Consider the following 25,542-nt stretch of genomic DNA (forward strand, 5'->3'; position numbering starts at 1 on the left):
TCACCCCCCAGGCCATCCGTTCGACAAGGGGAGGTAGTCATGCCAACTCCGAAGGCCGGTAACCCCATTGCGGGGCTACGAAGAAGGTAATGGGGGGGGGGCGGTGTGTCTCCGCTGCCTGGTGGGGCGGTTCCTGTTCCGCCGCTTCGCGACGGGTGTCTCCCGCCCACCCACCCGATTGCCCGGCATCCACCGGGGGCTGTGTCGGGGGCGCGCGGCCATGTTTCCGTCGCCGGGTGGGGCGGTTCCTGTTCCGCCGCTTCGCGGCGGGTGTCTCCCACCCACCCGCCCGAGCACCCGGCATCCACCGGGCATCGGGTCAGTGCGGTGTGTCTTCGCGGGCCGGAGCTTCGCGACGCGTGTTCCCGGCCCGCCTGCCCGCCCATCCGGGCACCCGCATCCCCCCCCCCGACGGCACCACAACGCGCACCACCCACCCGCCTTCTCACCTCGCGACGCGGGGTAAACGGGTGGGTGGGTGGGAGACATCCGCCGCGAAGCGGCGGGCCAGTCTGCGACGACGGGTCAGTCGGTGGTGAGCGCCGTCACCAGGGCCGGAGTGACCTGGGCGATCTGCCAGCGCCGCGCCCCGTGCGCGGCCAACGCGGCGGAGACGGACTCGGCGTCGACCTGAGCCGGAGGCTCCCAGCAGACGCGGCGCACCGTGTCCGGAGTCATCAAGTTCTCCTGCGGCATGTTCAACTCCTCGGCCAGCGCCGAGACAGCCGCCCGCGCCGCGGAGAGGCGCGCCGCCGCAGCCGGGTCGCGGTCCGCCCAGGACCGGGGCGGCGGAGGCCCGGACACGGCCTGCCCAGGCTGCGGAAGCTCGGAGTCGGGCAGGGCCTTGGCCCGGTCCACCGCGGCCTGCCACTGCTCCAGCTGACGCCGTCCCATGCGGTGCCCGAAGCCGGTGAGACCGGCCAGCGCGTGCACGTTGGGCGGAAGACCCAGCGCCGCCTCCACGATCGCGCCGTCACTGAGCACCTTGCCCGGCGACACGTCCCGCCGCTGGGCCACCTTGTCGCGAGCGGTCCACAGCTCACGTACGACCGCCATCTGGCGACGGCGCCGCACCTTGTGCATGCCGGACGTACGCCGCCAGGGGTCCACGCGGGGCGGCGCGGGCGGCGCGGAGGAGATCGCGTCGAACTCCTCGCGGGCCCACTCCAGCTTGCCCTGCCGGTCCAGCTCCTTCTCCAGCGCGTCCCGCAGGTCCACGAGCAGCTCGACGTCGAGTGCCGCGTACCGCAGCCACGGGTCGGGCAGCGGCCGGGTGGACCAGTCGACCGCCGAGTGGCCCTTCTCCAGGACGAAGCCGAGTACGCCCTCGACCATCGCGCCGAGGCCGACCCGGGGGAAACCGGCGAGGCGTCCCGCCAGTTCCGTGTCGAAGATGCTGGTGGGGATCATGCCTATTTCGCGGAGGCAGGGCAGATCCTGCGTGGCGGCGTGCAGTACCCACTCCGCGCCGGAGATCGCCTCGCCGAGTTCGGAGAGGTCGGGGCACGCCACGGGGTCGATCAGAGTGCTGCCCGCGCCTTCACGGCGTAGCTGCACGAGGTAGGCACGCTGGCCGTACCGATAGCCGGACGCACGTTCGGCGTCCACGGCCACCGGGCCACTGCCTGCCGCGAATGCGGCGATCACTTCGGCGAGCGAAGTTTCGTCGGCGACCACCGGAGGAATTCCATCACGCGGCTCGAGCAAAGGGATCGGCGCCGTTTCGACGTCGTCCGGAGGGCCGCCTCCGGTGGTTCGCAGTGAATTGTCTGCTGCGGTCTCTTGGGCGTCGGTCACCTGTCAAGGGTATCTGTGTATGTACAGCGCCCGTCGACGGAACGTTCCGTCGACGGGCGTGCGAGGGGTGTAAATCAGTCAGTGGATGATTCCGGTGCGCAGAGCCACCGCTACCATCCCGGCCCGGTCACCCGTGCCGAGCTTGCGTGCGATCCGGGCGAGGTGGCTCTTCACGGTCAGTGCGGAGAGCCCCATCGAGACGCCGATGGCCTTGTTCGACTGGCCCTCCGCGACGAGGCGGAGAACCTCCACCTCGCGGCCGGACAGCTCGCGATAGCCACCGGGGTGGCTCGGGGAGCCCGGCGGGCGGCGGTGCATTCGGGCGGCGGCCGAGCCGATGGGCGCGGCGCCGGGACGGGTGGGGAGACCGACATTGTTGCGGGTGCCGGTGACTACGTAGCCCTTGACGCCGCCCGCGAGGGCGTTGCGTACGGCACCGATGTCATCGGCTGCGGAGAGGGCGAGGCCGTTGGGCCAGCCCGCCGCGCGGGTTTCTGAGAGGAGCGTCAGGCCGGAGCCGTCGGGGAGGTGCACATCTGCGACGCAGATGTCACGGGGGTTGCCGATGCGGGGACGAGCCTCCGCGATCGACGAAGCCTCGATCACGTCGCGTACACCGAGGGCCCACAGGTGGCGGGTGACGGTGGAACGGACGCGCGGGTCGGCCACGACGACCATGGCGGTCGGCTTGTTCGGGCGGTAGGCGACCAGGCTTGCAGGCTGCTCGAGGAGAACGGACACCAGGCCTCCTGGGGTGCGGGACTGAACCGGCTCGGGGATGAAGCCGGGACGAACCGTGCTTTCGCGGTCACCAACCTCTTCGGCATCAAACCCGCTCGCCTTTAGAGAATGATCACGATTTCATGGGTAACAATTCGGACCATTCGGACACGTGATCGATCATCCGAAGATCAACCCGAATCGCAGTCGTTCAGAATCGCTCATCCGCGTGACCGTTCGGCCCGCACCGCCCAGTCGCTCGCACCGGCCGACCACTCGCACCGGTCAGCCAGCCAGCCAGTCGGCCGGCCGGCACCCGCCCCGCATGGTCCCCGCCCCCGGTCACTGGCTCTGCGGCCCCCGACGCTGCGGCAGCGACACCACGGACCCCTCACTCTGACCGCCCTGGCCCTGGTTCGCCGGTGGAAGGCCCGCCACCTGGGAGAGCAGATCGCACCACGCCGCGAGATGCGCCGCCGTGTCCGGCACCCCGCCGGCCCCCTCGCGCGGCGTCCACGACGCCCGGATCTCGATCTGAGACGCGGGCGCCCGCTCGGAGAGTCCGCCGAAGTAGTGGGAGCTCGCGCGCGTGACGGTGCCGCTCGGCTCCCCGCAGGCCAGACCGCGCCCCTGCAGCGCACCCGTCAGCCAGGACCAGCAGACCTCCGGAAGCAGCGGATCCGCCGCCATCTCCGCCTCCAACTCCGCCCGGACGAGCGTGACGAGGCGGAAGGTGCCCTTCCAGGCGTCGTGTCCCGCCGGATCGTGCAGCAGGACGAGACGCCCGTCCGCGAGATCCTCGTCCTCCTCGACCACCGCCGCCTCCAGGGCGTACGCATGCGGGGCGAGGCGCTGTGGCGGCCGTGTCGGGTCGATCTCGATCTCAGGCCTAAGCCGTGCCCCGCGCAGCGCCTCGACCGCCGCGCGGAAGGGCAACGGAGCCGATTCCGCCACCTTCCCCTCCGTACTTTCCATCTCGCCAGCGCCGTCCGACCGTTGTCCTTGAGCCGCAGCCATGCGGGGAAGGTTAAGGGGAACGGTGGCTTCGTGCAGGGAGAGACACCCCTGAGAGGGGCCCCGGTCAAGGCGGGGTGTCCCTCGGAGCGGGGTCCCGCGCGCCCGTGCGAGACTTTCCGCGTGAGTGCCAAAAACAGCCCCGCGGGCCAGCAGAACGCAGCGACGACGAACGCAGCGACGTACGACTCAGCCTTCATGAAGGCCTGCAGGCGTGAACCCGTGCCGCACACGCCGGTCTGGTTCATGCGGCAGGCGGGGCGCTCACTTCCCGAGTACCGCAAGGTGCGCGAGGGCACGGCCATGCTGGAGTCCTGCATGATGCCGGAGCTGGTCACGGAGATCACGCTGCAGCCGGTGCGCCGTCACAAGGTCGACGCCGCGATCTACTTCAGCGACATCGTCGTACCCCTCAAGGCCATCGGCATCGACCTCGACATCAAGCCGGGCATCGGCCCGGTCGTCGCCAACCCCATCCGCTCGCGCGCCGACCTCGCCCAGCTGCGGGATCTGACGCCGGACGACGTGAGTTACGTGACGCAGGCGATCGGCATGCTGACGGCCGAGCTGGGGTCGACCCCGCTCATCGGATTCGCCGGTGCGCCTTTCACCCTCGCGAGTTACCTGGTCGAGGGCGGCCCGAGCCGTAACCACGAGCACACCAAGGCGCTCATGTACGGCGACCCGGAGCTGTGGGCCGACCTGCTCGACCGGCTCGCGGAGATCACCGGCGCCTTCCTCAAGGTGCAGATCGAGGCGGGCGCGAGCGCCGTGCAGCTCTTCGACTCATGGGTGGGCGCGCTGGCCCCCGCCGACTACACGCGCTCCGTGCTGCCCGCTTCGAAGAAGGTGTTCGACGCGGTGGCCCCGTACGGCGTCCCGCGCATCCACTTCGGTGTCGGTACGGGTGAACTGCTCGGTCTGATGGGCGACGCGGGTGCCGACGTGGTGGGCGTCGACTGGCGCGTGCCGATGGACGAGGCGGTCCGCAGGGTCGGTCCCGGCAAGGCGCTGCAGGGCAACCTCGACCCGGCGGTCCTCTTCTCCACGCGGGAGGCGATCGAGGCCAAGACGGACGAGGTCCTCGCCGCCGCGTCCGGCCTCGACGGGCACATCTTCAACCTCGGCCACGGCGTCCTGCCGACGACGGACCCGGAGGCGCTGACGCGACTCGTGGAGCATGTCCACACCCGGACCGCTCGCTGACTGACCCGGTACGGAGCCGGTACGGACCCGGTTCGTAGTTGGCTGAAAATCTCGCCTGAATGTGACGGGTGGGACGGGGGAGGGGACGCGTCCGCGGTGGAAGACGCCCCCTCAGGGACTCAGGGACTCAGGGACTCAGGGACCCAAGGGCTCAGGGACTTAGAGCCCAAGAGCCCAAGAGCCCTCCTGATGTCCCTAGCGCGCCGACCGCACCGCCGCGACCGCCTTGCGCGCCGCCACCAGGACCGGGTCCCACACCGGTGAGAACGGCGGGGCGTAGCCGAGGTCGAGCGCGGTCATCTGGTCCACCGTCATCCGGGCCGTCAGGGCCACGGCCGCGATGTCGACGCGCTTGCCCGCTCCCTCGCGGCCGACGATCTGGACGCCGAGCAGCCGCCCCGTGAGGCGCTCGGCGAGCATCTTCACGGTCATCACGGCCGCACCCGGGTAGTAGCCAGCGCGGCTCGTCGACTCGATGGTCACCGACACGTACTGCAGACCGGACGCCCGCGCGTCCTTCTCGCGCAGGCCCGTGCGGGCGATCTCCAGGTCGCAGACCTTGCTGACGGCCGTGCCGACGACACCGGGGAAGGTCGCGTAACTCCCGCCCACGTTCGAGCCGATGACCTGGCCGTGCTTGTTGGCGTGGGTGCCGAGCGCGATGTGGCGCTCGCGGCCCGAGACCAGGTCAAGGACCTCCACGCAGTCGCCGCCCGCCCAGATGTCGTCGTGCCCTCGCACCCGCATCGCGAGATCCGTGAGCAGCCCGCCGTACTCGCCGGTGGGCAGGCCCGCCGCCTTCGCCAGTTCCGTCTCCGGGCGCACGCCGATGCCGAGCACCACCACGTCCGCCGGATACTCCGCGTCCTCGGTGGCCACCGCCCTGACCCGGCCGTCGTCACCGGTGAGGATCTTGGTGACCTCGGCGTCGTTCACCATCTCGATGCCCATGCCGGACATCGCGTCATGGACGAGACGGCCCATGTCCGCGTCGAGCGTCGACATCGGCTCCTTGCCGCGGTTGACGACCGTGACCTCGTAGCGGCGCTGGATCAGGGCCTCGGCCATCTCGACACCGATGTAACCGGCGCCGATGACGACCGCCCTGCGGCCCGGCGTGCGGGCCAGCGTGTCCAGGAGCGCCTGGCCGTCGTCCAGGGTCTGTACGCCGTGCACGCCGGGGGCGTCGATGCCGGGCAGGGACGGACGGACCGGGCGGGCGCCGGTGCCGATCACGAGTTTGTCGTACGCCGTCCAGTTCTCCGCGCCCGATTCCAGATCCCGGGTGCGGACCCGGCGGCCCGCTGGGTCGATCTCCGTGACCTCCGTGCGCATCCGCAGATCGATGTCGCGGGCCCGGTGCTCCTCGGGCGTACGCGCGATCAGCTCGTCCCGCGAAGGGACGTCGCCGCCGACCCAGTAGGGGATGCCACAGGCCGAGTACGAGGTGAAGTGGCCGCGCTCGAACGCGACGATCTCCAGCTCGTCGGGACCCTTGAGCCTGCGTGCCTGCGACGCGGCGGACATGCCCGCCGCGTCGCCCCCGATGACCACCAGTCGCTCTCTCGCGCTACTCATACGGACACGCTACGACGCGGCGGCAGTTGACGGCCCTCTAGTCGTCATCGCCCTCGCGCGCCGGTGTCGCCACAGCGGGCCGCTGCGGGCGCTGTGGCAGCCGGGGCCGCACCACGCGCCGCCACAGCACGAACAGGAGCGCCGCCACCGCCACGAACGGCAGGACCGCGCCGATGACGACCGCCACCCACCGCAGCATCGCCACGAAGGCGCTCCAGCCGCCGGACAGGGCGTCCACGAACGTCGGGCCGTCATCGTCCGCATCGTCCGCGTCCGCCTTCTTCACGGCCTTCTCGCTGAGCGAGAGCGTGATCGTGGACAGGCTCGTACGGTCCTTGAGCGAGGACTGCTGCGCGAGCAGCGCCTCCAGTTCGGACTGACGGCTGCTCAACTCGCCTTCGAGGGAGACGACATCGCTCAGTTTCGTCGCCTTGTCCATCAGCTCCCGCACGCGGGCCACGCTCGCCCGCTGCGACTTGACGCGGCTTTCGACGTCGACGACCTGATCGGTGACGTCCTGCGCCTTGGCCTTGCGCTCGATCAGCCTGCCCGTTCCCTCGAGGGACGTGAGGACCTCCTCGTACCGCTCCTGCGGGACACGCAGCACGATGCGGGAGCGCTCGTGGCCGCCGTCGTCGCGGTCCGTGGTCTCGTCGCCGACGACACCGCCCGCGTCGGTGGCCGCCGCGCGTGCCTCGGCCAGGGCCTTCGGCACGTCCTTGACGCGGACGGTCAGGGTCGCGGTGCGGATGATGTGTGTGCCGGTGAGCCTGGGCGGCTTCTTCTCGCCGGACTGATCCGCCCGGCCGCTCCCGCCCACCCCCTCGTCCGCCTGGCTGCCGGCCGCCTTGTCGTTGCTTCCGCTGTCGCTGTCGCCGCCGCCCGCGCTGCACCCCGTGAGCGCGAGGGCGGCCGCGAGCAGGACGGCCGAGAGTGCCTGGACGGCGGTGCGGTGCCTTGACGTGCTGGACGCGTGCATGTCGACGTACCCCCCGAGGGTCGTGGTGACTGTTGCTCCTTTGACGCCTGGAAGGGGCGGAACGGTGGTTGCCGACCGGTCCCGATGGGGTCACGGTCGGGACTCGCCCGACTCGGCGTGGCCGCCTCGTAGAGTGGAGGCATGCGCGAAACGGACACACGTACGGGTCATGTCGTCGTCATCGGTGGCGGGATCGCCGGACTGGCTGCCGCCCACCGATTGCTCGGCTCAGGGGCCCGCGTGACCGTCCTCGAGGCCTCCGACCGGCTCGGCGGCAAGCTGCTCCCCGGCGAGATCGAGGGCGTCCGCGTCGACCTCGGCGCCGAGTCGATGCTGGCCCGCCGCCCCGAGGCCGTCGCCCTCGCCCGCGAGGTGGGCCTGGCCGACCGGTTGCGGCCGCCCGCCACCGCGACCGCGGCGATCTGGACCCGCGGGGCCCTGCGGCCGATGCCCAAGGGTCACGTCATGGGCGTGCCCGGCGACGCGTCGGCCCTCTCCGGAGTGCTCTCCGACGAAGGCCTGCACCGCATCGAGCAGGACCGTGACCTGCCGCCCACCGAGGTCGGGGACGACGTCGCGGTCGGCGAGTACGTCGCCGCGCGCCTCGGCCGCGAGGTCGTCGACCGCCTCGTCGAGCCGCTCCTCGGCGGGGTGTACGCGGGCGACGCCTACCGCATCTCGATGCGCTCGGCGGTCCCGCAGCTCTTCGAGGCCGCCCGCACCCACGCCTCGCTCACGGAGGGCGTCCGCGCCATCCAGGCCCGCGCCGCGAAGAACCAGCAGACAGGACCCGTCTTCATGGGCATCGAGGGCGGCGTCGGCCAACTGCCGCTCGCCGTCGCGGAGTCGGTGCGGGCGCGGGGCGGGGAGATCCGCACCGGGACACCGGTCACCGAGCTGCGGCGCACCCCGGACGGCTGGCAGGTCACCGTCGGCGAGCAGACCATCGACGCCGAAGCCGTGGTCGTCGCCGTGCCCGCCTACGCCGCCGCCGCGCTGCTCGGCGTCGAGGCGCCCGCCGCCGCGGCCGAGCTCGCGGGCATCGAGTACGCCTCCATGGCCCTGATGACCCTCGCCTACCGCCGCAGCGAGGCCGACCTCCCCGAAGGCAGCGGATTCCTCGTGCCGCCCGTCGACGGGCACACCATCAAGGCGTCCACCTTCGCGTCGCGCAAGTGGGGCTGGATCGCCGACGAGGATCCCGACCTGCTGGTTCTGCGTACTTCGGTGGGGCGGTACGGCGAAAGCGCGATCCTGGGGCGCGACGACGCCGACCTCATCGCGCTCTCCCGGCGCGACCTGCGCGCGGCCACCGGCCTCGACGCCGAGCCCGTCGCCACCCGCGTCACCCGCTGGCACGACGGCCTGCCGCAGTACCCCGTCGGCCACCACGCGCGCGTGGCCCGCGTCCGCGAGCACGTGGGCAAGCTGCCGGGCCTCGCCGTGTGCGGAGCGGCGTACGACGGAGTGGGCGTCCCCGCGTGCATCGCGAGCGCGTACGCGGCCGTCGACGAGCTGGGCGGTGACCTGGCCGGTGTGGAGGAGCTCACCCGCAACCCGGTGCAGAGCCCGCACGGCGGCGGAGGAGAATAGGGCCATGAGTGACGACGCCCCCGCCAAGAGCCCGAACGCGGGCAAGAAGGCCAAGGACCTCAACGAGGTCATCCGCTACACGCTGTGGTCCGTCTTCAAGCTTCGGGACCTGCTCCCCGAGGACCGCGCAGGCTACGCCGACGAGGTCCAGGAGCTGTTCGACCAGCTCGCCGCCAAGGACATCACCGTCCGCGGCACGTACGACGTGTCGGGGCTCCGCGCCGACGCCGACGTCATGATCTGGTGGCACGCCGAGACCGCCGACGAGCTGCAGGAGGCCTACAACCTCTTCCGCCGCACCAAGCTGGGCCGCGCCCTGGAGCCGGTCTGGTCGAACATGGCGCTGCACCGCCCCGCCGAGTTCAACAAGTCGCACATCCCGGCCTTCCTGGCCGACGAGACGCCGCGCAACTACATCAGCGTCTACCCCTTCGTGCGCTCCTACGACTGGTACCTCCTGCCCGACGAGGACCGCCGCCGCATGCTCAAGGACCACGGCATGATGGCCCGCGGCTACCCCGACGTGCGCGCCAACACGGTCGCCTCGTTCTCCCTCGGCGACTACGAGTGGCTCCTGGCGTTCGAGGCGGACGAGCTGTACCGCATCGTCGACCTCATGCGGCACCTGCGCGCCTCCGAAGCCCGTATGCACGTCCGCGAAGAGGTCCCGTTCTACACCGGCCGCCGCAAGTCCGTGGCCGACCTGGTGGCGGGCCTCGCGTAAGCACCCCCGCTCCCACCCGCACCATCCACCGGGCGGGCACGGCACCGGTGATGCGGTTGCCGTGCCCGCCCGGTGCACGTTTCCTTTCGACGACCTTGAGCGGCTCGGAGCCCTCTGGCGGTCAGTGCCCCTTGGGGAGAGCCGCCGCCCGCGCGCCGGACAGCGGCTGGGGCTCCTTGTGCGGTGCGCACGCCGCGCGCCGCACGGGGAGCCTGCCCTCCAGGAGGTAGGACTCCATGTGGCCGTTGATGCACTTGTTGGGCCCCGCGCCGATGCCGTGGGTACCCGCGTCCCGCTCGGTCACGAGCACCGAACCTCCCAGCCTGCGGTTCAGCTCCTTGGCGCCCTCGTACGGGGTCGCGGCGTCCCGCTCGGCGGCCAGGATCAGCGTCGGGGGAAGCTCGCCCTCCTGGGTGCGGACGTCGACGGGCTGCTGCCGGGGCGCGGGCCAGTAGGCGCACGGCAGGTTCATCCAGGCGTTGTCCCACGTCTCGAAGGGGGCGCTGCGCGCGAGCGCCGAGTTGTCGCGGTTCCAGGTCTCGAAGTCCGTGGGCCAGGGCGCGTCATTGCACTCGACCGCGGTGTAGACCGCGTTGCCGTTCTCCTGCTCCTTGGCCGCCTTCGGCTCGGGCGCGGCCTGCTCGATCAGCGGCCTCGGGTTGCCCTTCAGGTACGCCGAGAGCGCCGACGCACGCGTCGGCCAGTAGTCGTCGTAGTACCCGGCCTGGAGGTACGCCGACTGCAGCTGGCCGGGGCCGACCTTGCCGCCCGCGGGCTTGGCCGCCAGCCTGTCGCGCACCTTCTCGTAGCTGCGCAGGACCGCCTGGGGCGTCTTGCCCAGGTGATACGTCTTGTCGTGCTTGGCGACCCATGTGCGGAAGTCGCCCCAGCGGTGCTCGAAGGCCGCTGACTGGTCGAGGTTGTTGCCGTACCAGATCTGCGCCGGGTCGGGGTTGACCGCCGAGTCGAACACCATGCGCCGCACGTGCGAGGGGAAGAGCGAGGCGTACACCGCGCCGAAGTACGTGCCGTACGAAGCGCCCATGAAGGTCAGCTTCTTCTCGCCGAGCGCGGCCCGCAGCACATCCAGGTCACGGGCGTTGTTCAGGCTCGTGTAGTACTGCACGGCCTGCCCGGAGCGCTTGACACAGCCCTCTGCGTACGCCTTCGCCTGCTTGATGCGCTTGAGCTTGTACGCGTCGTCGGGGTGGGTCGGCGCCTGGCTCGGTGCCTTGCCGAACTCCTTCGGGTCCTGGCAGGAGATCGGGGCCGAGCGGCCGACACCGCGCGGGGCGTAGCCCACGAGGTCGTACGCCGCCGCGATGCGCTTCCACTCCGGGAGCATGCCGGCCATCGGGAAGTACATGCCGGACCCGCCGGGTCCGCCGGGGTTGAACACGAGGGCGCCCTGCCGCTTGACGGCCTTGCCCCGCCGCGGTTCCGCCTTCCGCGTGGCCTTGGTGTGGCTGACGGTCAGCTTGATCTGCTTGCCGTCCGGGTTCGCGTAGTCGAGCGGCACCGATACGGTGCCGCACTTGACCGAGGAGGGCAGGCCCTCCGCCGCGGGACAGGCGCCGAAGCGGACACCGGCCGCCTGGGCGCGCTGGGCCGCGACGGCGGTGCCGTGGGCCTCCGGGTAGGGAGAGGGATCGGCCGCGGACGCGTTTCCCGTGGGGGCGACGACGAGTGCGGTCAGGACCAGGGATCCGGCGGTTCCGTAGAGGGCGGCTGCTGCTCTCATCGCTCTTCATTCCTTCATTCGGCCGTGCGTTGCTCGAATAAAAGGGATGATTCGTTCGGTAAATGGCGAAGTAAAGCACCGCCCCGCCGATGTCGGCTCAATGACCCCGATGCGCCGCATCCCGGTGTGCGAAAGCCGCACGCGGTTTCGGGTCGGTGAGGGCGCGCGTGCCTCGTACGGCCGCTTTGGTGCGGGGTTCGTCGCTGGGTTTGTCGCTGTCGCTGTCGTTGTCCTTGCTCTTCTCTTCGCTCTTGTCCTCATGGCGTTCCTTCTGCTCCGTGGGCTTGGGGCGGGACGCCGGTGGAGGGAGCGGGAACGTGGGGGAGGGGGAGAGGGGAGTCGCCGGAGCGGGCGACTCGGCAGGGCCCGGTGGGGCAGGGGAGCGGGTCACCGGGGCGGGGCTCGCCGATGCCGCGTCGCGTGCCAGCTTGTCGAAGTCGACGAGGCCCGTGCCTTCGAGGACCTTGATGTGGTCGAGGACGGTCGTGTTCGCGTCGTCGGCGAGCGCGCGCACCAGCGAGTTGCGGGTGCTCGCGCGGACCTGGGCGACCACCGAGAAGACCTTGCCGTGGGCGGAGCGCAGGATGTTGGCGAACTTCTGGTCGTACGCCTCGCCGTGTGCGGCGCTCAGCGTGTCGAGCCAGCTCCGCTGCTGCGGGTTCGGCTGGTTGGGCAGTTCGAGGCCGAGCCGCGTCGCCACCTCGCGCACCCGCGCGTCCAGGAACGTATGGCCCTCGACGAGATGCTCGCCGGCGGTCTGGACGGCCTTGGTCGTGCCGCGCACCTCGGCCTGCTGTCCGGCGGGGAGCTCCCAGAGTCCCGCGAGCCGGACCTTGGTGATGAACTCACGGTCGAGCGCGGAGAGCGGGCCGAACTGGGTCGACACGGTCTGAGCGTTGAGTTGGTCCAGGCTGGTGCCCGACCTGTCCTCGTACGACCAGAGGGGGAAGAGCAGCGCGGCCAGGGTCGCGACGAGCCCCGCGACGATGAGGCCGGTGCCGTTGATGGATCGCATGACGCCTCCTGTTGCGGCACCGCACGTTAGTGCGCCGCGAGGAGGCGCCTGCGGGATACCTCCCGGAGTACGTCAACCGCCGTACGGGTAAGGGGCATCGGCTGCGGGCGTGCGCTGTTCCCCGGGCAGGAGCGCTAGGAACTGCCCCCTCCGCCCCCGCAGCCGCCCCCGCCTCCACCGCACGACGAGCTGCCGCCCCCGCCGCAGCCGCCGAAACTCCCGCAGCCCGAGCCGCCGCACGCCGAACCCTCTCCGCCGCCCGCGCCCCCGTCCCCGCCCGCGCCGCCGCCCCCGTCCCCGCCGCCTCCGCACCACGCGATGGTGCTCCCGGAGCTCGCGTACGACGCGGACGCCGTGCGCCCCGGCCGGAAGCTGTGCGCGGCACGCAACTGCGCGTGCAGATCGGGGTCGAGCACGCCGACCAGGCCGTCCACCGCCACGCGGTGCGCCGCGCCGGGCGCGTTCGCGCCGGCGGCGCGGTACTCCGCGAGCGCGGTCCGGCCCGAGGCGGTCACCCGGGTGCGGGCGGCGCGGCGGCAGAGCCAGCCGATCAGAGCGCCGAGCACCCAGGCGACGATCAGGACGAGGGTCGGCACGCTCACGGGATCCCACGCGGGCCCGTCGTCGTCCCCGACGGCGATGACGGCGACGACGACGAAGAACCCCACGAAGCTCAGGACGTTGTGCCGGATCCTCCGGCGCCGCAGGCGGTCCAGGGCCTCGGGCCGCACCATCAGGCCGCGCCGGGCGAGCGCGTCACCGAGTGCCTGTACGGCGGGGCTGCGCATCGCGCCGATACGCAGCCAGTGCAGGGCGCCGCTCGGTGCGTCGGCGTGGGCCTGGAGCACCGCGCCCTCCACCGGGTTGCGGGCCTCGGCCGACGGGATCTCGACGATGCCGGGCCAGGCGACGACAAGGCGCCCGTCCTCGTGCAGGGCCGCGATGGCGGCGTCGGCGACCCGGCCGGGGCCGCCCGCGAGGAAGGCGGCCTCCAGAGGGTCGAACACGGCTCCGTGCTGTGCGTCGGGCTGCTCGGGCGCGGCCTGCCGTGTGCGCGAGACACCGACGACGAGGCCGAACGACGAGGCCGCGAGAAGGAGGGCGAAGCAGACGGACAGGATCTGCACGGCCGCCCCCTAACCCCGTCGCAGCGCGAACCGGGCCGCCCGCAGCCACCTCGTGACCGGCCGCGCGTCCAGTGGCGCGGGCCCCGAACGCTCCAGCCACCACTGGGTCAACCGGCCGCGCGCCTCGGAGTCCTCGGGCTGCCCGGCGAGCAGCAGACGCTCGGCGAAGTCCAGTGCGTCACGCCGGTATCCGCCGGACATCGGCCGTGTCTGGGCGTACGAGAGGAATCGCGCGCGGTAGGCCTCGCCGAGGATCTCCGGCAGCTCGGGCGCCACCTTCGCCACGACGTCGGCCCGCTTGCCGGTCAGTGCCCGGCTCTGCACGGTCAGCCGGGTCCGGTCGAACCCCTCGGGCGCGGGCGTCCCCGCGACGAGCGCGGACAGGAGCGAGGTCTGCGCGAGGGCGAGACGCTGGCGGGCGGGTGCGGTCGCCGGGGCGACGGCGGGTTCACCGGCGGTCGGCGTGGTGCCGGAGGCGCACTCGCCGGAGACGGGCGCCTTCGTCCGCACCGTCTCCCGTATCGCGTCCAGCTCCCGCTCCAGTTCCCGCGGCGCCGGGAAGTTCTCGTCCCGTTCGAGCAGCACGCCCGGCGGGGTCACCCGTGACGCCAGGTCCGCCAGGATCTCCAGGACCGGCTCGGGGACCGGGTGGGCGTGGCTGTCGTGCCAGACGCCGTCCCGCTCGAAGCCGCCCGCGACGTGGACGTACGCGATGGCCTCGACCGGCAGCTCGTCCAGGGCCTTCGCGGGGTCCTCGCCGCGGTTGACGTGGTTCGTGTGGAGGTTGGCGACATCGATGAGCAGGCGTACGCCCGTGCGCTCGACGAGCTCGTACAGGAACTGCCCTTCCGTCATCTCCTCGCCGGGCCAGGAGATCAGTGCCGCGATGTTCTCCACCGCGAGCGGCACCGGCAGCGCGTCCTGCGCGATGCGCACGTTCTCGCACAGCACGTCGAGGGCGTCACGGGTGCGCGGCACCGGGAGCAGGTGGCCCGCCTCAAGGGGCTGCGAAGCCGTCAGCGGGCCCCCGGCGCGTACGAACGCGATGTGCTCGGTGACAAGGGGCGAGCCGAGAGCCCGCGCGCGCTCGGCGAGCGCGGCGAGGCGGGTCTCGTCGGGGCGCCCGGCGTCGCCGAGGCCGAGCGAGACGCCGTGCGGCACCACCGTGACACCGCGCTCGCGCAGCCGCAGGAGGGAATCGGGGAGGTGCCCGGGGCACAGGTTCTCCGCGACGGCCTCGACCCAGTCGATGCCGGGCATCCGCTCCACGGCGTCCGCGATCTCCGGACGCCACCCGATTCCGGTCCCCAAGTGCTTCATGTTCCCCCTCCTCCGCCAAGACCCCGCGTACGTGCTCGTGTCTTGTGAACGTGTGCAGAGGTCATGGCCCCGGTGATGGTCGCCGAACCCATGAGGGGAGACGTTCAGAGCTACATTTGAGGTTCCGGCCTGTTCGTGTTGACCTCTCCGGGCGCGGCCGGTGAAGGGCGTGAGGTCGTGGACACGTCGCCGGTCGGACCGGCGGGAGGCGGCTGCGGCGGAGCGACGCCGGAGGGCGGCGGAGGCCCGGTGGGGCTGGCCGTCGCGGTGGCGGCGCCACCGTTCGCGATGTCGTCGAAGTCGACGCGTCCGGTCGCCTCCAGCATCGTGATGTGGTCGAGGACGGTCTGGTTGGAGTCGGTGGCCAGCTGCCGGATCAGCGAGTTGCGCGTGCTGTCCCGCACCTGCGCGATCGCGGCGAACACCTTGCCGTGCGATGCGCGCAGCAGGTTCGCGAACTTCTGCTCGTACGTCTCGCCGCTGGCCTCCGTCAACTCCTGCAGCCAGCCCTGCTGTTGGGCGGTCGGCTGGTTCGGCAGCTCCACGCCGAGCTGCGCCGCGACCGAACGGGCCCGCTTGTCGAGGTCCGTGTGACCGACGATCAGATGGTCACCGGCCTCCTTGATCGCCTTCGTCGGTGCCCGCTCGACGGCCTGCTGGCCCGCGGGTATCTCCCACAGGCCTGCGAGCCGCACCTTCACCAGCAGATCGCGGTCGGCCGTCGAGAGCGGGCCCCACTGGGTGGCCACGGATCCTGCGGCCAGATTGGCGGGCCCCGTGCCCGAACGGTCGGCGTAGGACCACATGGGGAACGCGAGCGCGCCCAGTGTGACCACGAGTGCCGCGATGATCAGAGCTGTGCCGTTGATGCGCCGCAATGTGCCGTGCCTTCCTGCCCGTCAACCTGCCCTGGAGGCAAGCTACTTCCTGGTACCAGGAGATACGGAAGAGGCCTGCGTGATGTTCAACGCACTGCCGGACGGTGTGAAACTCCGGGCGACCGCCCGAGGAGAGCCAGCATCTCCTCCAGCGGGGAGGCGTCCTCCGGCGTGGGCAGGACGGGCGCGAACGCGGCGCCGGGTGAACGGCGTTCGGGATCTTTCGGCACCCTGCGGGCGATTTCGAGAGCGGCCTCGACGACCGGCCGGGGGAGGGTGATGTCGGCGCCGATGGTCGTCGCCACGTCCCAGGAGTGCACCACGTGGTCAAGGAAGTGGAAGCCGACGGCGACCCGTCCCGTGAAGGTGGATCCGATCTCCGGGAGCGTGAACCCCCTTTCCAGGACGCCTTCTTCGGCGAAAGCGGCCAGCACGTGACGGACCGCCTCGTCGTAGACCTTGAACGGGTCACGGCCCAGATCCGGCGCGATCCAGTACGTACGGTCGGCGCCCGAGCCCCGTGCCGCGGCGGCGAATCCGTGGTGCTGCGCGGCCATGTGCGCCACCAGGTCGCGCAGTGTCCAGCCCGCGCAGGGCGAGGGCCGCTCCCAGTCGGCGTCGCGGGCCGCGTGTAGGACGCGGAGCGATTCCTGTACGGCGGCGCGGTCGAGTGCGATGAGGTCGAGTGCGATGAGGTCGGTCATGAGGATCTCAGGGTCCTTCCGGGGTGTGAACGGCCTTGTCCGGCCAGGTGCTCGGGTCGGTGAGCAGCGCGTGCGCGGCGGCCCAGACGGCGTCCGGGTCGAGCCGGTCAGCCGTCCACGTGGTGGCGCGCGCCGCGCCCCGGTCGCGGTGTGCGCGGACGATGCGTATGTGGTCGGGGCGCCCGACGAACGCGTACAGCGACCGCTCGTCGGTCCAGACCGAGACGGACCCCGAGAGCTTGCGCCACGGGTCGAACCAGAGCCACATGCCGACGGCGCCGGGCGTCTTGGGCCAGCTCCGGCGCAGCCGCAGCCCCGCCAGGGCGATCGGGGCGGTCTGGGTGTGCCGGTGGGCGGTGAACTCCGTGACGCTCACCAGGACCGTCCCCGGCGCGTGCGCATCGGGACCCGCTTGCCAGGGCGTACGCCTTATCGATCGCAGACTCTGTGAGGACATGCAACGACTCTAAATCTAAACGAACGGTCGTGCTACTAGTTTGACGGGGTTGTGACGCACGACGGCGACCTCGCCCGTGCCGCGTCCGGTCCAGTCCCAGTCCCGGCGGAGAACTGAGCGCTGCATTACGCGTGCTTAAGCCGGTTCTCCGACGATGAACCCCCACGCCGGGCTTCCTCTGCCGGTACGGCACAGCCAAAAGTCGACAGACAGGGGCAGGGGCCACAGATGAAGATCGTCGTAACGGGTTCGATAGCCGAGGACCATCTCATGGTCTATCCGGGCAGGTTCGCCGAACAGTTCATCGCCGGGAGCCTCGACAAGGTGTCGCTCTCGTTCCTGGTCGACGCTCTTGAGATTCGGCCCGGGGGAGTGGCGGCGAACATCGCCCATGGGCTCGGCTCGCTCGGTCTGCGGCCCGTCCTCGCGGGCGCGGTGGGGGAGGGCTTCGACTCGTACCGCGCCCGGTTGGAGCGGAACGGCGTCGACACCGGATCGGTGCGGGTGAGCGAGGCACTGCACACGGCCCGCTTCGTGTGCACCACCGACGCCGTGCACAACCAGATCGGTTCGTTCTACCCGGGCGCCATGAGCGAGGCCAGGCACATCGACCTGCACTCCGTGCGGCAGCGCGTGGGTGGGCTCGGGCTCGTCGTCGTGTCACCCAACGACCCCGAGGCCATGGTGCGGCACACACGCCAGTGCGTGGAGATGGGAGTGCCCTTCGCCGCCGACCCGTCCCAGCAACTGGCGAGCATGGACAGAGACGACGTGCGCGTGCTGCTGTCGAAGCCCCGGGTCCTGTTCACCAATGAGTACGAGAGCATTCTCATCCAGGAATGCACCGGTTGGACGGAACAGCAGATCCTGGGGCGCGTGGGCAGCTGGGTGACGACGCGAGGTGCCGAAGGAGCCGTGGTCCGTCAGGCCGGCCACCACTCGGTCACCGTGAAGGCCGTACCTCCTACTGGGCAGACGGAGCCCACCGGCGCGGGTGATGCCTTCCGGGCCGGATTCCTCGCGGCCACGGCCTGGGGCCTGAGTCACCGGCGCGCCGCCCAATTGGGCTGCGCCGTCGCCACCGTCGTTCTGGAGACCACCGGCCCGCAGCCAAAGTCACTGTCGGGTCAGAGCCTTCTCGCACGCATCCGCGACGCATACGGGGTGTCCGTCATGGAGGACTTGGCCGAGCGTCTGACCGGGGTCACCCGATGACGAACGGAACCCGGGCCGACGCCCTCCGCGAAGCGCTCGCCACCCGTGTGGTGGTGGCCGATGGTGCGATGGGCACCATGCTCCAGGCGCAGGACCCCACCCTTGAGGACTTCCAGAACCTTGAGGGCTGTAACGAGATCCTGAACGTGACGCGCCCGGACATCGTCCGCTCGGTCCATGAGGAGTACTTCGCGGTCGGTGTGGACTGTGTGGAGACCAACACGTTCGGCACGAACTTCGCGGCCTTGAGCGAGTACGACATCCCGGAGCGGAACTTCGAGCTTTCCGAGGCGGGTGCCCGGATCGCCCGCGAGGTCGCCGACGAGTTCACCGCGTCCACCGGCCAGCAGCGCTGGGTTCTGGGCTCGATGGGCCCGGGCACGAAGCTGCCGACCCTGGGCCACGCCCCCTATACGGTGCTGCGGGACGCGTATCAGACCAACGCCGAAGGCATGATCGCGGGCGGCGCGGACGCGCTGCTGGTGGAGACCACCCAGGACCTGCTGCAGACCAAGTCCGCGATCCTGGGCGCCCGCCGCGCGCTGGATGCCACCGGCGTGAACCTGCCGCTGATCTGCTCGGTGACGGTCGAGACGACCGGCACGATGCTGCTGGGTTCGGAGATCGGGGCGGCGCTGACCGCGCTTGAGCCGCTGGGCATCGACATGATCGGCCTGAACTGTGCGACGGGTCCGGCCGAGATGAGCGAGCACCTGCGCTATCTGGCCCGCCACTCGCGCGTCCCGATCTCCTGCATGCCCAATGCGGGCCTGCCGGTGCTTGGCAAGAACGGCGCCCACTATCCGCTGACCGAGGCGGAGCTGGCCGACGCCCAGGAGACCTTCGTCCGCGAGTACGGCCTCTCCCTGGTCGGCGGCTGCTGCGGCACCACGCCCGAGCACCTGCGCCAGGTCGTGGAGCGGATGCGCGGTGTGGAGACGGTGCGCCGTGAGCCGCACCCCGAGCCGGGCGCCGCCTCGCTCTACCAGAGTGTGCCTTTCCGTCAGGACACCGCCTACATGGCGATCGGTGAGCGGACGAACGCCAACGGTTCCAAGAAGTTCCGTGAGGCGATGCTGGAGGGCCGCTGGGACGACTGTGTGGAGATGGCCCGTGACCAGATCCGCGAGGGCGCCCACATGCTCGACCTGTGTGTGGATTATGTGGGCCGGGACGGTGTGGCGGACATGGCGGAGCTGGCGGGCCGTTTCGCGACCGCTTCCACGCTGCCCATCGTGCTTGATTCCACCGAACTGCCCGTCATCCAGGCCGGTCTGGAGAAGCTGGGCGGCCGTGCGGTCATCAACTCCGTCAACTACGAGGACGGGGACGGCCCCGAGTCGCGTTTTGCGAAGGTGACCGCGCTGGCCCGGGAGCACGGTGCGGCGCTGATCGCGCTGACCATCGACGAGGAGGGCCAGGCCCGTACCGTCGAGCACAAGGTCGCCATCGCCGAGCGCCTGATCGAGGATCTGACGGGCAACTGGGGCATCCATGAGTCGGACATTCTCATCGACACTCTGACCTTCACCATCTGCACCGGCCAGGAGGAGTCCCGCGGTGATGGCATCGCCACGATCGGGGCGATCCGTGAGCTCAAGCGCCGCCATCCGGACGTGCAGACCACCCTGGGGTTGTCGAACATTTCCTTCGGCCTCAACCCGGCGGCCCGTGTGGTCCTGAACTCCGTCTTCCTCGATGAGTGTGTCAAGGCGGGCCTGGATTCGGCGATCGTGCACGCCTCGAAGATCCTGCCGATCGCGCGCCTGGACGAGGCACAGGTCAAGGCGGCCCACGACCTGATCTACGACCGCCGCGAGGAGGGCTATGACCCCTTGCAGAAGCTCATGGAGCTTTTCGAGGGCGTCAACATGAAGTCGATGAAGGAGGGCAAGGCCGAGGAGCTTCTCGCCCTGCCGCTGGACGAGCGCTTGCAGCGGCGCATCATCGACGGTGAGAAGAAGGGCCTGGAGGCCGACCTGGACGAGGCCCTGGAGTCCCGCCCGGCGCTGGACATCGTCAATGACACCCTCCTGGAGGGCATGAAGGTCGTCGGTGAGCTGTTCGGTTCCGGCCAGATGCAGCTGCCCTTCGTGCTGCAGTCCGCCGAGGTGATGAAGACCGCGGTCGCCCATCTGGAACCGCACATGGAGAAGTCCGACTCCGAGGGCAAGGGCACGATCGTCCTGGCCACCGTGCGCGGCGACGTCCACGACATCGGCAAGAACCTCGTCGACATCATCCTGTCCAACAACGGCTACAACGTGGTCAACCTGGGCATCAAGCAGCCCGTCGCGGCGATCCTGGACGCGGCGGCCGAGCACCGGGCGGACGTGATCGGCATGTCGGGCCTGCTGGTGAAGTCGACCGTGATCATGAAGGAGAACCTGGAGGAGCTCAACCAGCGCAAGATGGCCGCGGACTTCCCCGTCATCCTGGGCGGCGCCGCACTCACCCGTGCCTACGTCGAGCAGGACCTCCACGAAATCTACGAGGGCGAGGTCCGCTACGCCCGCGACGCGTTCGAGGGCCTGCGCCTGATGGACGCCCTCATCGCGGTCAAGCGCGGCGTCCCCGGCGCCACCCTGCCCGAGCTCAAGCAACGCCGGGTTCCGAAGCGAGAGCTGGTGCTCGATGAGCCGCAGGAAACCGGCCGCTCGGATGTCGCGGCCGACCATCCGGTCCCGGAGCCGCCGTTCTGGGGCACCCGCGTCGTCAAGGGCATCCAGCTCAAGGAGTACGCCTCCTGGCTGGACGAGAGCGCCCTGTTCAAGGGCCAGTGGGGCCTCAAGGGCGACACCGTCGAGAGTGAAGGCCGACCGCGGCTGCGGATGTGGCTGGACCGGCTGCGTACGGAGAATCTGCTGGAGGCGGCCGTCGTGCACGGCTACTTCCCCTGTGTCTCCAAGGGCGACGACCTGATCATCCTGGACGACGAGGGCAATGAGCGCACCCGCTTCTCCTTCCCGCGCCAGCGCCGGGGCCGGCGCCTGTGCCTGGCGGACTTCTTCCGCCCCGAGGAGTCCGGCGAGAAGGACGTGGTCGGGCTCCAGGTCGTCACCGTCGGTTCGAAGATCGGCGAGGCCACCGCGAAGCTCTTCGAGGCCGACTCCTACCGCGACTACCTCGAACTGCACGGCCTGTCCGTCCAGTTGGCCGAGGCCCTCGCCGAGTACTGGCACGCACGCGTACGCGGCGAACTCGGTATCTCCAAGGGCGACCCGGACTCGATGGACGGCATGTTCCGCACCGAGTACCAGGGGTGCCGCTATTCCCTGGGCTACCCGGCCTGCCCCGACCTGGAGGACCGCGCCAAGATCGCGGATCTGCTCCGCCCGGAGCGAATCGGTGTCGTTCTGTCCGAGGAGTTCCAGCTCCACCCGGAACAGTCCACCGACGCCATCGTCCTTCACCACGCCGAGGCAAGTTACTTCAACGCCGGTGGAGGCCGCTGATGCCGACCTTCTCCTTCGAGTTCTTCCCGCCCAAGACAGCCAAGGGGGAGCGCACGCTCTGGGAGGCGATCCGCCGCGTCGAACCACTCGCCCCGGACTTCGTGTCCGTCACCTACGGCGCCGGCGGATCCTCCCGGGACCGTACCGTCGAGCTGACAAAACGGATCGCGGCCGAGACGACCCTGAGCCCCGTCGCCCATCTGACGGCGGTCGGGCACTCGGTGGCGGAGCTGCGCCGCATCGTCGGCCAGTATGCCGACGCGGGCGTACGAGACGTCCTCGTCGTGCGTGGCGACCCGCCCGGCAACCCGAACGGTCCCTGGGTCCCGCACCCGGACGGGTTCACCCATGCCTACGAACTCGTCGCGCTGGTACGGGAGTTGGGCGACTTCACCGTGGGTGTCGCAGCCTTTCCCGAACGTCACCCGCGTTCACCGGACTGGGAATCGGACATCCGCCATTTCGTCGCCAAGTGCAGGGCGGGCGCCGACTACGCCATTACGCAGATGTTCTTCCAGGTGGAGGACTATCTGCGGTTGCGTGAGCGGGTGGTTGCCGCGGGCTGCGACACCCCGATCATTCCGGAGATCATGCCGGCCACCGATGTGCGCCAGATCGGCCGCTTCGCCGAACTCAGCGGCGCTGCTTTCCCCGAGGGCCTGGCGCACCGCCTCGAGGCCGCACGCGACAACCCGGCCGACGGCCACCGCATCGGCGTCGAATACGCCACCGCCATGGCCGAGCGACTGCTCTCCGAAGGGGCTCCCGGACTGCACTACATCACGCTCAACCGCTCGACAGCGGCGCTTGAGATCCACCGCAACGTACTGAAATCAAGGAGTGGACCGTATGTCCTCACAGATCACCGCTGACTTCACGGACTTCAAGGTCGCCGATCTCTCGCTGGCCGCGTTCGGCCGCAAGGAGATCACTCTCGCCGAGCACGAGATGCCCGGTCTGATGTCGATCCGCAAGGAGTTCGCGGCCACCAAGCCGCTGGCCGGCGCCCGCATCATGGGCTCGCTGCACATGACGGTGCAGACCGCCGTGCTCATCGAGACGCTGGTCGCGCTGGGCGCCGAGGTCCGCTGGGTCTCCTGCAACATCTTCTCGACCCAGGACCACGCGGCCGCGGCCATCGCGGTGGGCCCGGACGGCACCCCGGACAACCCGCAGGGCATCCCGGTCTTCGCCTGGAAGGGCGAGAGCCTGGAGGAGTACTGGTGGTGCACGGAGCAGGCGCTGACCTGGCCGAACACGCCCACCGGCGGCCCGAACATGATCCTGGACGACGGTGGCGACGCCACCATGCTCGTCCACAAGGGTGTCGAGTACGAGAAGGCGGGCAAGGTCCCGTCCGAGGACACCGCCGAGTCCGACGAGCACCGTGTCGTCCTGCAGGTGCTCAACCGCACCATCACCGAGGGCTCGCAGAAGTGGACCCAGCTCGCCTCGGAGATCCGCGGCGTGACGGAGGAGACCACGACGGGTGTCCACCGCCTGTACGAGATGCACCGCGACGGCACCCTCCTCTTCCCGGCGATCAACGTGAACGACGCCGTGACGAAGTCGAAGTTCGACAACAAGTACGGCTGCCGCCACTCTCTGATCGACGGCATCAACCGCGCCACGGACGTCCTGATCGGCGGCAAGACCGCTCTGGTCTGTGGTTACGGCGATGTGGGCAAGGGCTGTGCGGAGTCGCTGCGCGGCCAGGGCGCCCGGGTGATCGTCACCGAGGTCGACCCGATCTGCGCGCTGCAGGCGGCGATGGACGGCTACCAGGTCGCCACGCTGGACGAGGTGGTCGACAAGGTCGACATCTTCGTCACGACGACCGGCAACAAGGACATCATCATGGCCTCGGACATGGCCAGGATGAAGCACCAGGCGATCGTCGGGAACATCGGCCACTTCGACAACGAGATCGACATGGCCGGTCTGGCGAAGATCCCGGGCATCGTCAAGGACGAGGTCAAGCCGCAGGTCCACACGTGGACGTTCCCCGACGGCAAGGTCCTCATCGTGCTCTCCGAGGGCCGCCTGCTGAACCTGGGCAACGCGACGGGCCACCCGTCCTTCGTGATGTCCAACTCCTTCGCGGACCAGACCCTGGCCCAGATCGAGCTGTTCACCAAGCAGGAGGAGTACCCGACCGACGTCTACGTGCTGCCCAAGCACCTGGACGAGAAGGTCGCCCGCCTCCACCTGGACGCGCTCGGCGTCAAGCTCACCACGCTCCGTCCCGAGCAGGCCTCGTACATCGGCGTGGAGGTGGAGGGCCCGTACAAGCCGGACCACTACCGCTACTGATACCGGTGGGCCGGCACCGCTGAGGTGAGCGCCGATCCGAGAGCGGGACCGCCACGCCGTCACATCGGCGCGTGGCGGTCGCTTCGTGTCGACGATAGGTCCTTCCGTCGGAATCCGGCCAGTTCGGACGAGTTCAAGTCATTCGTCGGCCTTTGGCGCCCGACGGTGGCACGATGCTGCTCCGGTCTTGATCGCACCGGTGCAGGGATGCGGTCGAGACGCGTGCGGGGAGACCGTGACGGGGAGTCGGTCATTGCGCGTACGGGGGAGAGGGAAGCTCTGCGTTGACACCCCTGTGCCCCCATGCCACCATTTAGATAGTTCGCTACGTAACTATGACGACCCACTGGCGCTCGACAGCTGGAGGAAGTTCAGTGCGTTTAGGGCAGGCCGAACCGCATGGCGAGGAATCCGAGCAGCTCACGATGGTCGCCGTATGGGGCGGCAACCTTTTCAGCCGGATCGAGACGGTGTCCGTCATCGGTAACGAAGAGGGCTTCAACGCGGTCGGTCTCGCCGCGAATCCGTCCTGCGTGCAACGGGCCGTCGCTGAGCGCCGTCCGGACATCGTGGCCGTCCTCGACGACGTGGACGCGGATTCCATCCTGCAGGAACTCTCCACGAGCACGCCCAGGCCGCAGGTGGTTGTCGTCTCGCTGTCACAGAAGCACACCGAGAACGTCGGCCGGGCGACCGTCGGCGGCTTGCCCATCAACCGGATCAATCGCGAGAGCCTGATCCCGGCGATCCGGCTGATCCGATCCGGCTACCGGGTACGGGCCGGGCACGGGGAGCGGAGCGATCCCGCATCGACGAAGAGGCAGCCCGACCCTTGGCGCAGCCTGCACCAGCTGACCGCTCGCGAAGCGGAGGTCGCCGCCCTGATGCTCAGGGGCTGGAGCAACGTGGAGATCGCTGAGAGTCTTGAGCTCAGCGGGGCCACGGTGAAGAGCCATGTGCGCAGCCTCATGGGCAAGTTGAACCTGAAGAACCGTATCGACGTGATCACGACGGCCTACCGGACAGGCCTTGCGCGCCCTCGGGCAGCCCTGCGGCCGGCCTCGAACTGCCGGCAGCCCGATCTGGCACCTGTTTCGACCCCACAGTAAGAGACCGGAACAAGAGAGATGAGCGAAGCCATGTCGACGTCCGCACGCCCCAAGGTTTCCGGGTTCCAGAAGTTCGGGAACAAGATGATGTCCGTGTTCCACGGGATGGGAATGCCGGTGGGCCCCATGCACCTGCTCCGGGTCAAGGGGCGGGTGTCGGGACGAGAGTTCACCAACCCCGTGGCCCCCGTGAACGTAGACGGAACCATGTACATCCTGCAGGCGTTCCCGCAGTCCGACTGGGTCAAGAACGTCCGCGCCGCAGGCGAGGGGACCCTTGTCCGCGGACGCAAGGCCAAGTCCGTCAAGCTGATCGAGGTGCCGTCTTCGGAACGGCCGCCGATCGCCCGGGAGTTCCCGACGCAGGTACCCATGGGTGCCGGAATCTTCGTGAAGAACGGTGTGGTCGCCGACAAGACGCCCGCCGCCTTCGAGCGGGCCGCCACTGAGATCCCGATGTTCCGCGTCGTCCCCGTATGAGGGCGTCGGCCACGGCCGACCCGGAACGACGAGGCGGGGGGGCCCCCGGGGTGGGGGGGGGGGGAGTGGCGAAGGCGCCGTTGGGGGTGGGGAGGGTGTGAGGAAAGAGGAAGGGAG

General features: G+C 70.1%; 20 protein-coding genes and 1 pseudogene. 9 read left to right on the forward strand and 12 right to left on the reverse strand.

Going from position 1 to position 25,542, the window contains the following annotated elements; translation table 11 throughout:
* Positions 1-525 precede the first annotated feature (525 nt).
* The 3 genes from ACZ5CR_RS41655 to ACZ5CR_RS41665 all read right to left on the reverse strand — a co-directional run bounded on the left by ACZ5CR_RS41655 (position 526) and on the right by ACZ5CR_RS41665 (position 3,534).
* Positions 526-1,797 (reverse strand): HRDC domain-containing protein, encoded by a 1,272-nt coding sequence (locus ACZ5CR_RS41655; protein WP_468867811.1) that lies wholly within the window; start codon positions 1,795-1,797, stop codon positions 526-528.
* Between the two features lie 78 nt (positions 1,798-1,875).
* Positions 1,876-2,538 carry a LuxR C-terminal-related transcriptional regulator gene (locus tag ACZ5CR_RS41660; protein WP_383268565.1) on the reverse strand — a complete coding sequence of 221 codons (663 nt, stop codon included), beginning with the start codon at positions 2,536-2,538 and terminating at the stop codon, positions 1,876-1,878.
* 321 nt (positions 2,539-2,859) lie between these two features.
* Positions 2,860-3,534 carry a DUF3000 domain-containing protein gene (locus ACZ5CR_RS41665; RefSeq protein WP_468867814.1) on the reverse strand — a complete coding sequence of 225 codons (675 nt, stop codon included), beginning with the start codon at positions 3,532-3,534 and terminating at the stop codon, positions 2,860-2,862.
* Between the two features lie 120 nt (positions 3,535-3,654).
* Here ACZ5CR_RS41665 and hemE point away from each other — a divergent pair, with 120 nt between their 5' ends.
* Positions 3,655-4,737 carry a uroporphyrinogen decarboxylase gene (hemE, locus tag ACZ5CR_RS41670; RefSeq protein ID WP_468867815.1) on the forward strand — a complete coding sequence of 361 codons (1,083 nt, stop codon included), beginning with the start codon at positions 3,655-3,657 and terminating at the stop codon, positions 4,735-4,737.
* Positions 4,738-4,932: 195 nt separating this feature from the next.
* Here the strand turns inward: hemE and ACZ5CR_RS41675 are convergent, their stop codons facing one another.
* Together ACZ5CR_RS41675 and ACZ5CR_RS41680 are read right to left on the reverse strand one after the other, a co-directional pair.
* The gene (locus tag ACZ5CR_RS41675; RefSeq protein WP_468867817.1) at positions 4,933-6,315 is read right to left on the reverse strand and encodes an FAD-dependent oxidoreductase; all 1,383 of its coding nucleotides are present in this window, start codon (positions 6,313-6,315) and stop codon (positions 4,933-4,935) included.
* A 37-nt stretch (positions 6,316-6,352) separates the two neighbouring features.
* A complete protein-coding gene (locus tag ACZ5CR_RS41680) occupies positions 6,353-7,294 on the reverse strand; it encodes a DUF4349 domain-containing protein (RefSeq protein WP_468867819.1) in 942 nt (313 codons plus the stop codon).
* A 141-nt stretch (positions 7,295-7,435) separates the two neighbouring features.
* Here ACZ5CR_RS41680 and hemG point away from each other — a divergent pair, with 141 nt between their 5' ends.
* Together hemG and hemQ are read left to right on the forward strand one after the other, a co-directional pair.
* Positions 7,436-8,887, forward strand: coding sequence for a protoporphyrinogen oxidase (gene hemG, locus ACZ5CR_RS41685; RefSeq protein ID WP_468867821.1), 1,452 nt, complete (start codon positions 7,436-7,438; stop codon positions 8,885-8,887).
* A gap of 4 nt (positions 8,888-8,891) precedes the next feature.
* Positions 8,892-9,611 carry a hydrogen peroxide-dependent heme synthase gene (hemQ, locus tag ACZ5CR_RS41690; RefSeq protein ID WP_351158322.1) on the forward strand — a complete coding sequence of 240 codons (720 nt, stop codon included), beginning with the start codon at positions 8,892-8,894 and terminating at the stop codon, positions 9,609-9,611.
* 121 nt (positions 9,612-9,732) lie between these two features.
* Here the strand turns inward: hemQ and ACZ5CR_RS41695 are convergent, their stop codons facing one another.
* The 7 genes and pseudogenes from ACZ5CR_RS41695 to ACZ5CR_RS41725 form a co-directional block, all read right to left on the reverse strand.
* Positions 9,733-11,352, reverse strand: coding sequence for an alpha/beta hydrolase (locus ACZ5CR_RS41695; RefSeq protein ID WP_468867824.1), 1,620 nt, complete (start codon positions 11,350-11,352; stop codon positions 9,733-9,735).
* A 280-nt stretch (positions 11,353-11,632) separates the two neighbouring features.
* Positions 11,633-12,367 (reverse strand): annotated as a pseudogene (locus ACZ5CR_RS41700) (DUF4142 domain-containing protein); the annotation flags it as partial.
* Between the two features lie 134 nt (positions 12,368-12,501).
* Positions 12,502-13,494: a TIGR04222 domain-containing membrane protein gene (locus ACZ5CR_RS41705; protein WP_468867826.1), complete on the reverse strand. Its 993-nt coding sequence runs from the start codon at positions 13,492-13,494 to the stop codon at positions 12,502-12,504.
* Between the two features lie 9 nt (positions 13,495-13,503).
* Positions 13,504-14,814: an MbnB/TglH/ChrH family RiPP precursor modification enzyme gene (locus ACZ5CR_RS41710; RefSeq protein WP_468867828.1), complete on the reverse strand. Its 1,311-nt coding sequence runs from the start codon at positions 14,812-14,814 to the stop codon at positions 13,504-13,506.
* 110 nt (positions 14,815-14,924) lie between these two features.
* Positions 14,925-15,692: a DUF4142 domain-containing protein gene (locus tag ACZ5CR_RS41715; protein ID WP_468867830.1), complete on the reverse strand. Its 768-nt coding sequence runs from the start codon at positions 15,690-15,692 to the stop codon at positions 14,925-14,927.
* Positions 15,693-15,778: 86 nt separating this feature from the next.
* Positions 15,779-16,396, reverse strand: coding sequence for a TIGR03086 family metal-binding protein (locus ACZ5CR_RS41720; protein WP_468867832.1), 618 nt, complete (start codon positions 16,394-16,396; stop codon positions 15,779-15,781).
* 7 nt (positions 16,397-16,403) lie between these two features.
* Positions 16,404-16,853 carry a hypothetical protein gene (locus tag ACZ5CR_RS41725; RefSeq protein WP_468867835.1) on the reverse strand — a complete coding sequence of 150 codons (450 nt, stop codon included), beginning with the start codon at positions 16,851-16,853 and terminating at the stop codon, positions 16,404-16,406.
* Between the two features lie 228 nt (positions 16,854-17,081).
* Here ACZ5CR_RS41725 and ACZ5CR_RS41730 point away from each other — a divergent pair, with 228 nt between their 5' ends.
* The 6 genes from ACZ5CR_RS41730 to ACZ5CR_RS41755 all read left to right on the forward strand — a co-directional run bounded on the left by ACZ5CR_RS41730 (position 17,082) and on the right by ACZ5CR_RS41755 (position 25,425).
* Positions 17,082-18,068 carry a carbohydrate kinase family protein gene (locus tag ACZ5CR_RS41730; protein WP_468867838.1) on the forward strand — a complete coding sequence of 329 codons (987 nt, stop codon included), beginning with the start codon at positions 17,082-17,084 and terminating at the stop codon, positions 18,066-18,068.
* Positions 18,065-21,523, forward strand: coding sequence for a methionine synthase (metH, locus tag ACZ5CR_RS41735; protein WP_468867840.1), 3,459 nt, complete (start codon positions 18,065-18,067; stop codon positions 21,521-21,523). The genes ACZ5CR_RS41730 and metH overlap by 4 nt, the downstream gene beginning before the upstream one ends.
* Positions 21,523-22,395 (forward strand): methylenetetrahydrofolate reductase [NAD(P)H], encoded by an 873-nt coding sequence (gene metF / locus ACZ5CR_RS41740; protein ID WP_468867842.1) that lies wholly within the window; start codon positions 21,523-21,525, stop codon positions 22,393-22,395. The genes metH and metF overlap by 1 nt, the downstream gene beginning before the upstream one ends.
* On the forward strand, positions 22,373-23,836 hold the full coding sequence (gene ahcY, locus ACZ5CR_RS41745; protein WP_468867846.1) for an adenosylhomocysteinase: 1,464 nt from the start codon (positions 22,373-22,375) through the stop codon (positions 23,834-23,836). Before metF ends, ahcY begins: the two co-directional genes overlap by 23 nt.
* 335 nt (positions 23,837-24,171) lie before the next feature.
* Entirely contained in the window at positions 24,172-24,945 is a 774-nt protein-coding gene (locus ACZ5CR_RS41750; RefSeq protein WP_468867848.1) for a helix-turn-helix transcriptional regulator, read from the forward strand.
* 30 nt (positions 24,946-24,975) lie between these two features.
* Complete coding sequence (locus ACZ5CR_RS41755; RefSeq protein ID WP_468867851.1) at positions 24,976-25,425, forward strand: nitroreductase/quinone reductase family protein; 450 nt, start codon at positions 24,976-24,978, stop codon at positions 25,423-25,425.
* Positions 25,426-25,542: the final 117 nt, after the last annotated feature.

This window comes from Streptomyces sp. NPDC031274, from assembly GCF_055570235.1.

Bases quoted from the DNA above. Each gene is read 5' to 3' on its own strand.
- ACZ5CR_RS41665 (WP_468867814.1), bottom strand. From the start codon at position 3,534: ATGGCTGCGGCTCAAGGACAACGGTCGGACGGCGCTGGCGAGATGGAA.
- ACZ5CR_RS41675 (WP_468867817.1), bottom strand. From the start codon at position 6,315: ATGAGTAGCGCGAGAGAGCGACTGGTGGTCATCGGGGGCGACGCGGCG.
- ACZ5CR_RS41680 (WP_468867819.1), bottom strand. From the start codon at position 7,294: ATGCACGCGTCCAGCACGTCAAGGCACCGCACCGCCGTCCAGGCACTC.
- hemG (WP_468867821.1), top strand. From the start codon at position 7,436: ATGCGCGAAACGGACACACGTACGGGTCATGTCGTCGTCATCGGTGGC.
- hemQ (WP_351158322.1), top strand. From the start codon at position 8,892: ATGAGTGACGACGCCCCCGCCAAGAGCCCGAACGCGGGCAAGAAGGCC.
- ACZ5CR_RS41695 (WP_468867824.1), bottom strand. From the start codon at position 11,352: ATGAGAGCAGCAGCCGCCCTCTACGGAACCGCCGGATCCCTGGTCCTG.
- ACZ5CR_RS41710 (WP_468867828.1), bottom strand. From the start codon at position 14,814: ATGAAGCACTTGGGGACCGGAATCGGGTGGCGTCCGGAGATCGCGGAC.
- ACZ5CR_RS41720 (WP_468867832.1), bottom strand. From the start codon at position 16,396: ATGACCGACCTCATCGCACTCGACCTCATCGCACTCGACCGCGCCGCC.
- ACZ5CR_RS41725 (WP_468867835.1), bottom strand. From the start codon at position 16,853: ATGTCCTCACAGAGTCTGCGATCGATAAGGCGTACGCCCTGGCAAGCG.
- ACZ5CR_RS41730 (WP_468867838.1), top strand. From the start codon at position 17,082: ATGAAGATCGTCGTAACGGGTTCGATAGCCGAGGACCATCTCATGGTC.
- metH (WP_468867840.1), top strand. From the start codon at position 18,065: ATGACGAACGGAACCCGGGCCGACGCCCTCCGCGAAGCGCTCGCCACC.
- metF (WP_468867842.1), top strand. From the start codon at position 21,523: ATGCCGACCTTCTCCTTCGAGTTCTTCCCGCCCAAGACAGCCAAGGGG.
- ahcY (WP_468867846.1), top strand. From the start codon at position 22,373: ATGTCCTCACAGATCACCGCTGACTTCACGGACTTCAAGGTCGCCGAT.
- ACZ5CR_RS41750 (WP_468867848.1), top strand. From the start codon at position 24,172: ATGACGACCCACTGGCGCTCGACAGCTGGAGGAAGTTCAGTGCGTTTA.
- ACZ5CR_RS41755 (WP_468867851.1), top strand. From the start codon at position 24,976: ATGTCGACGTCCGCACGCCCCAAGGTTTCCGGGTTCCAGAAGTTCGGG.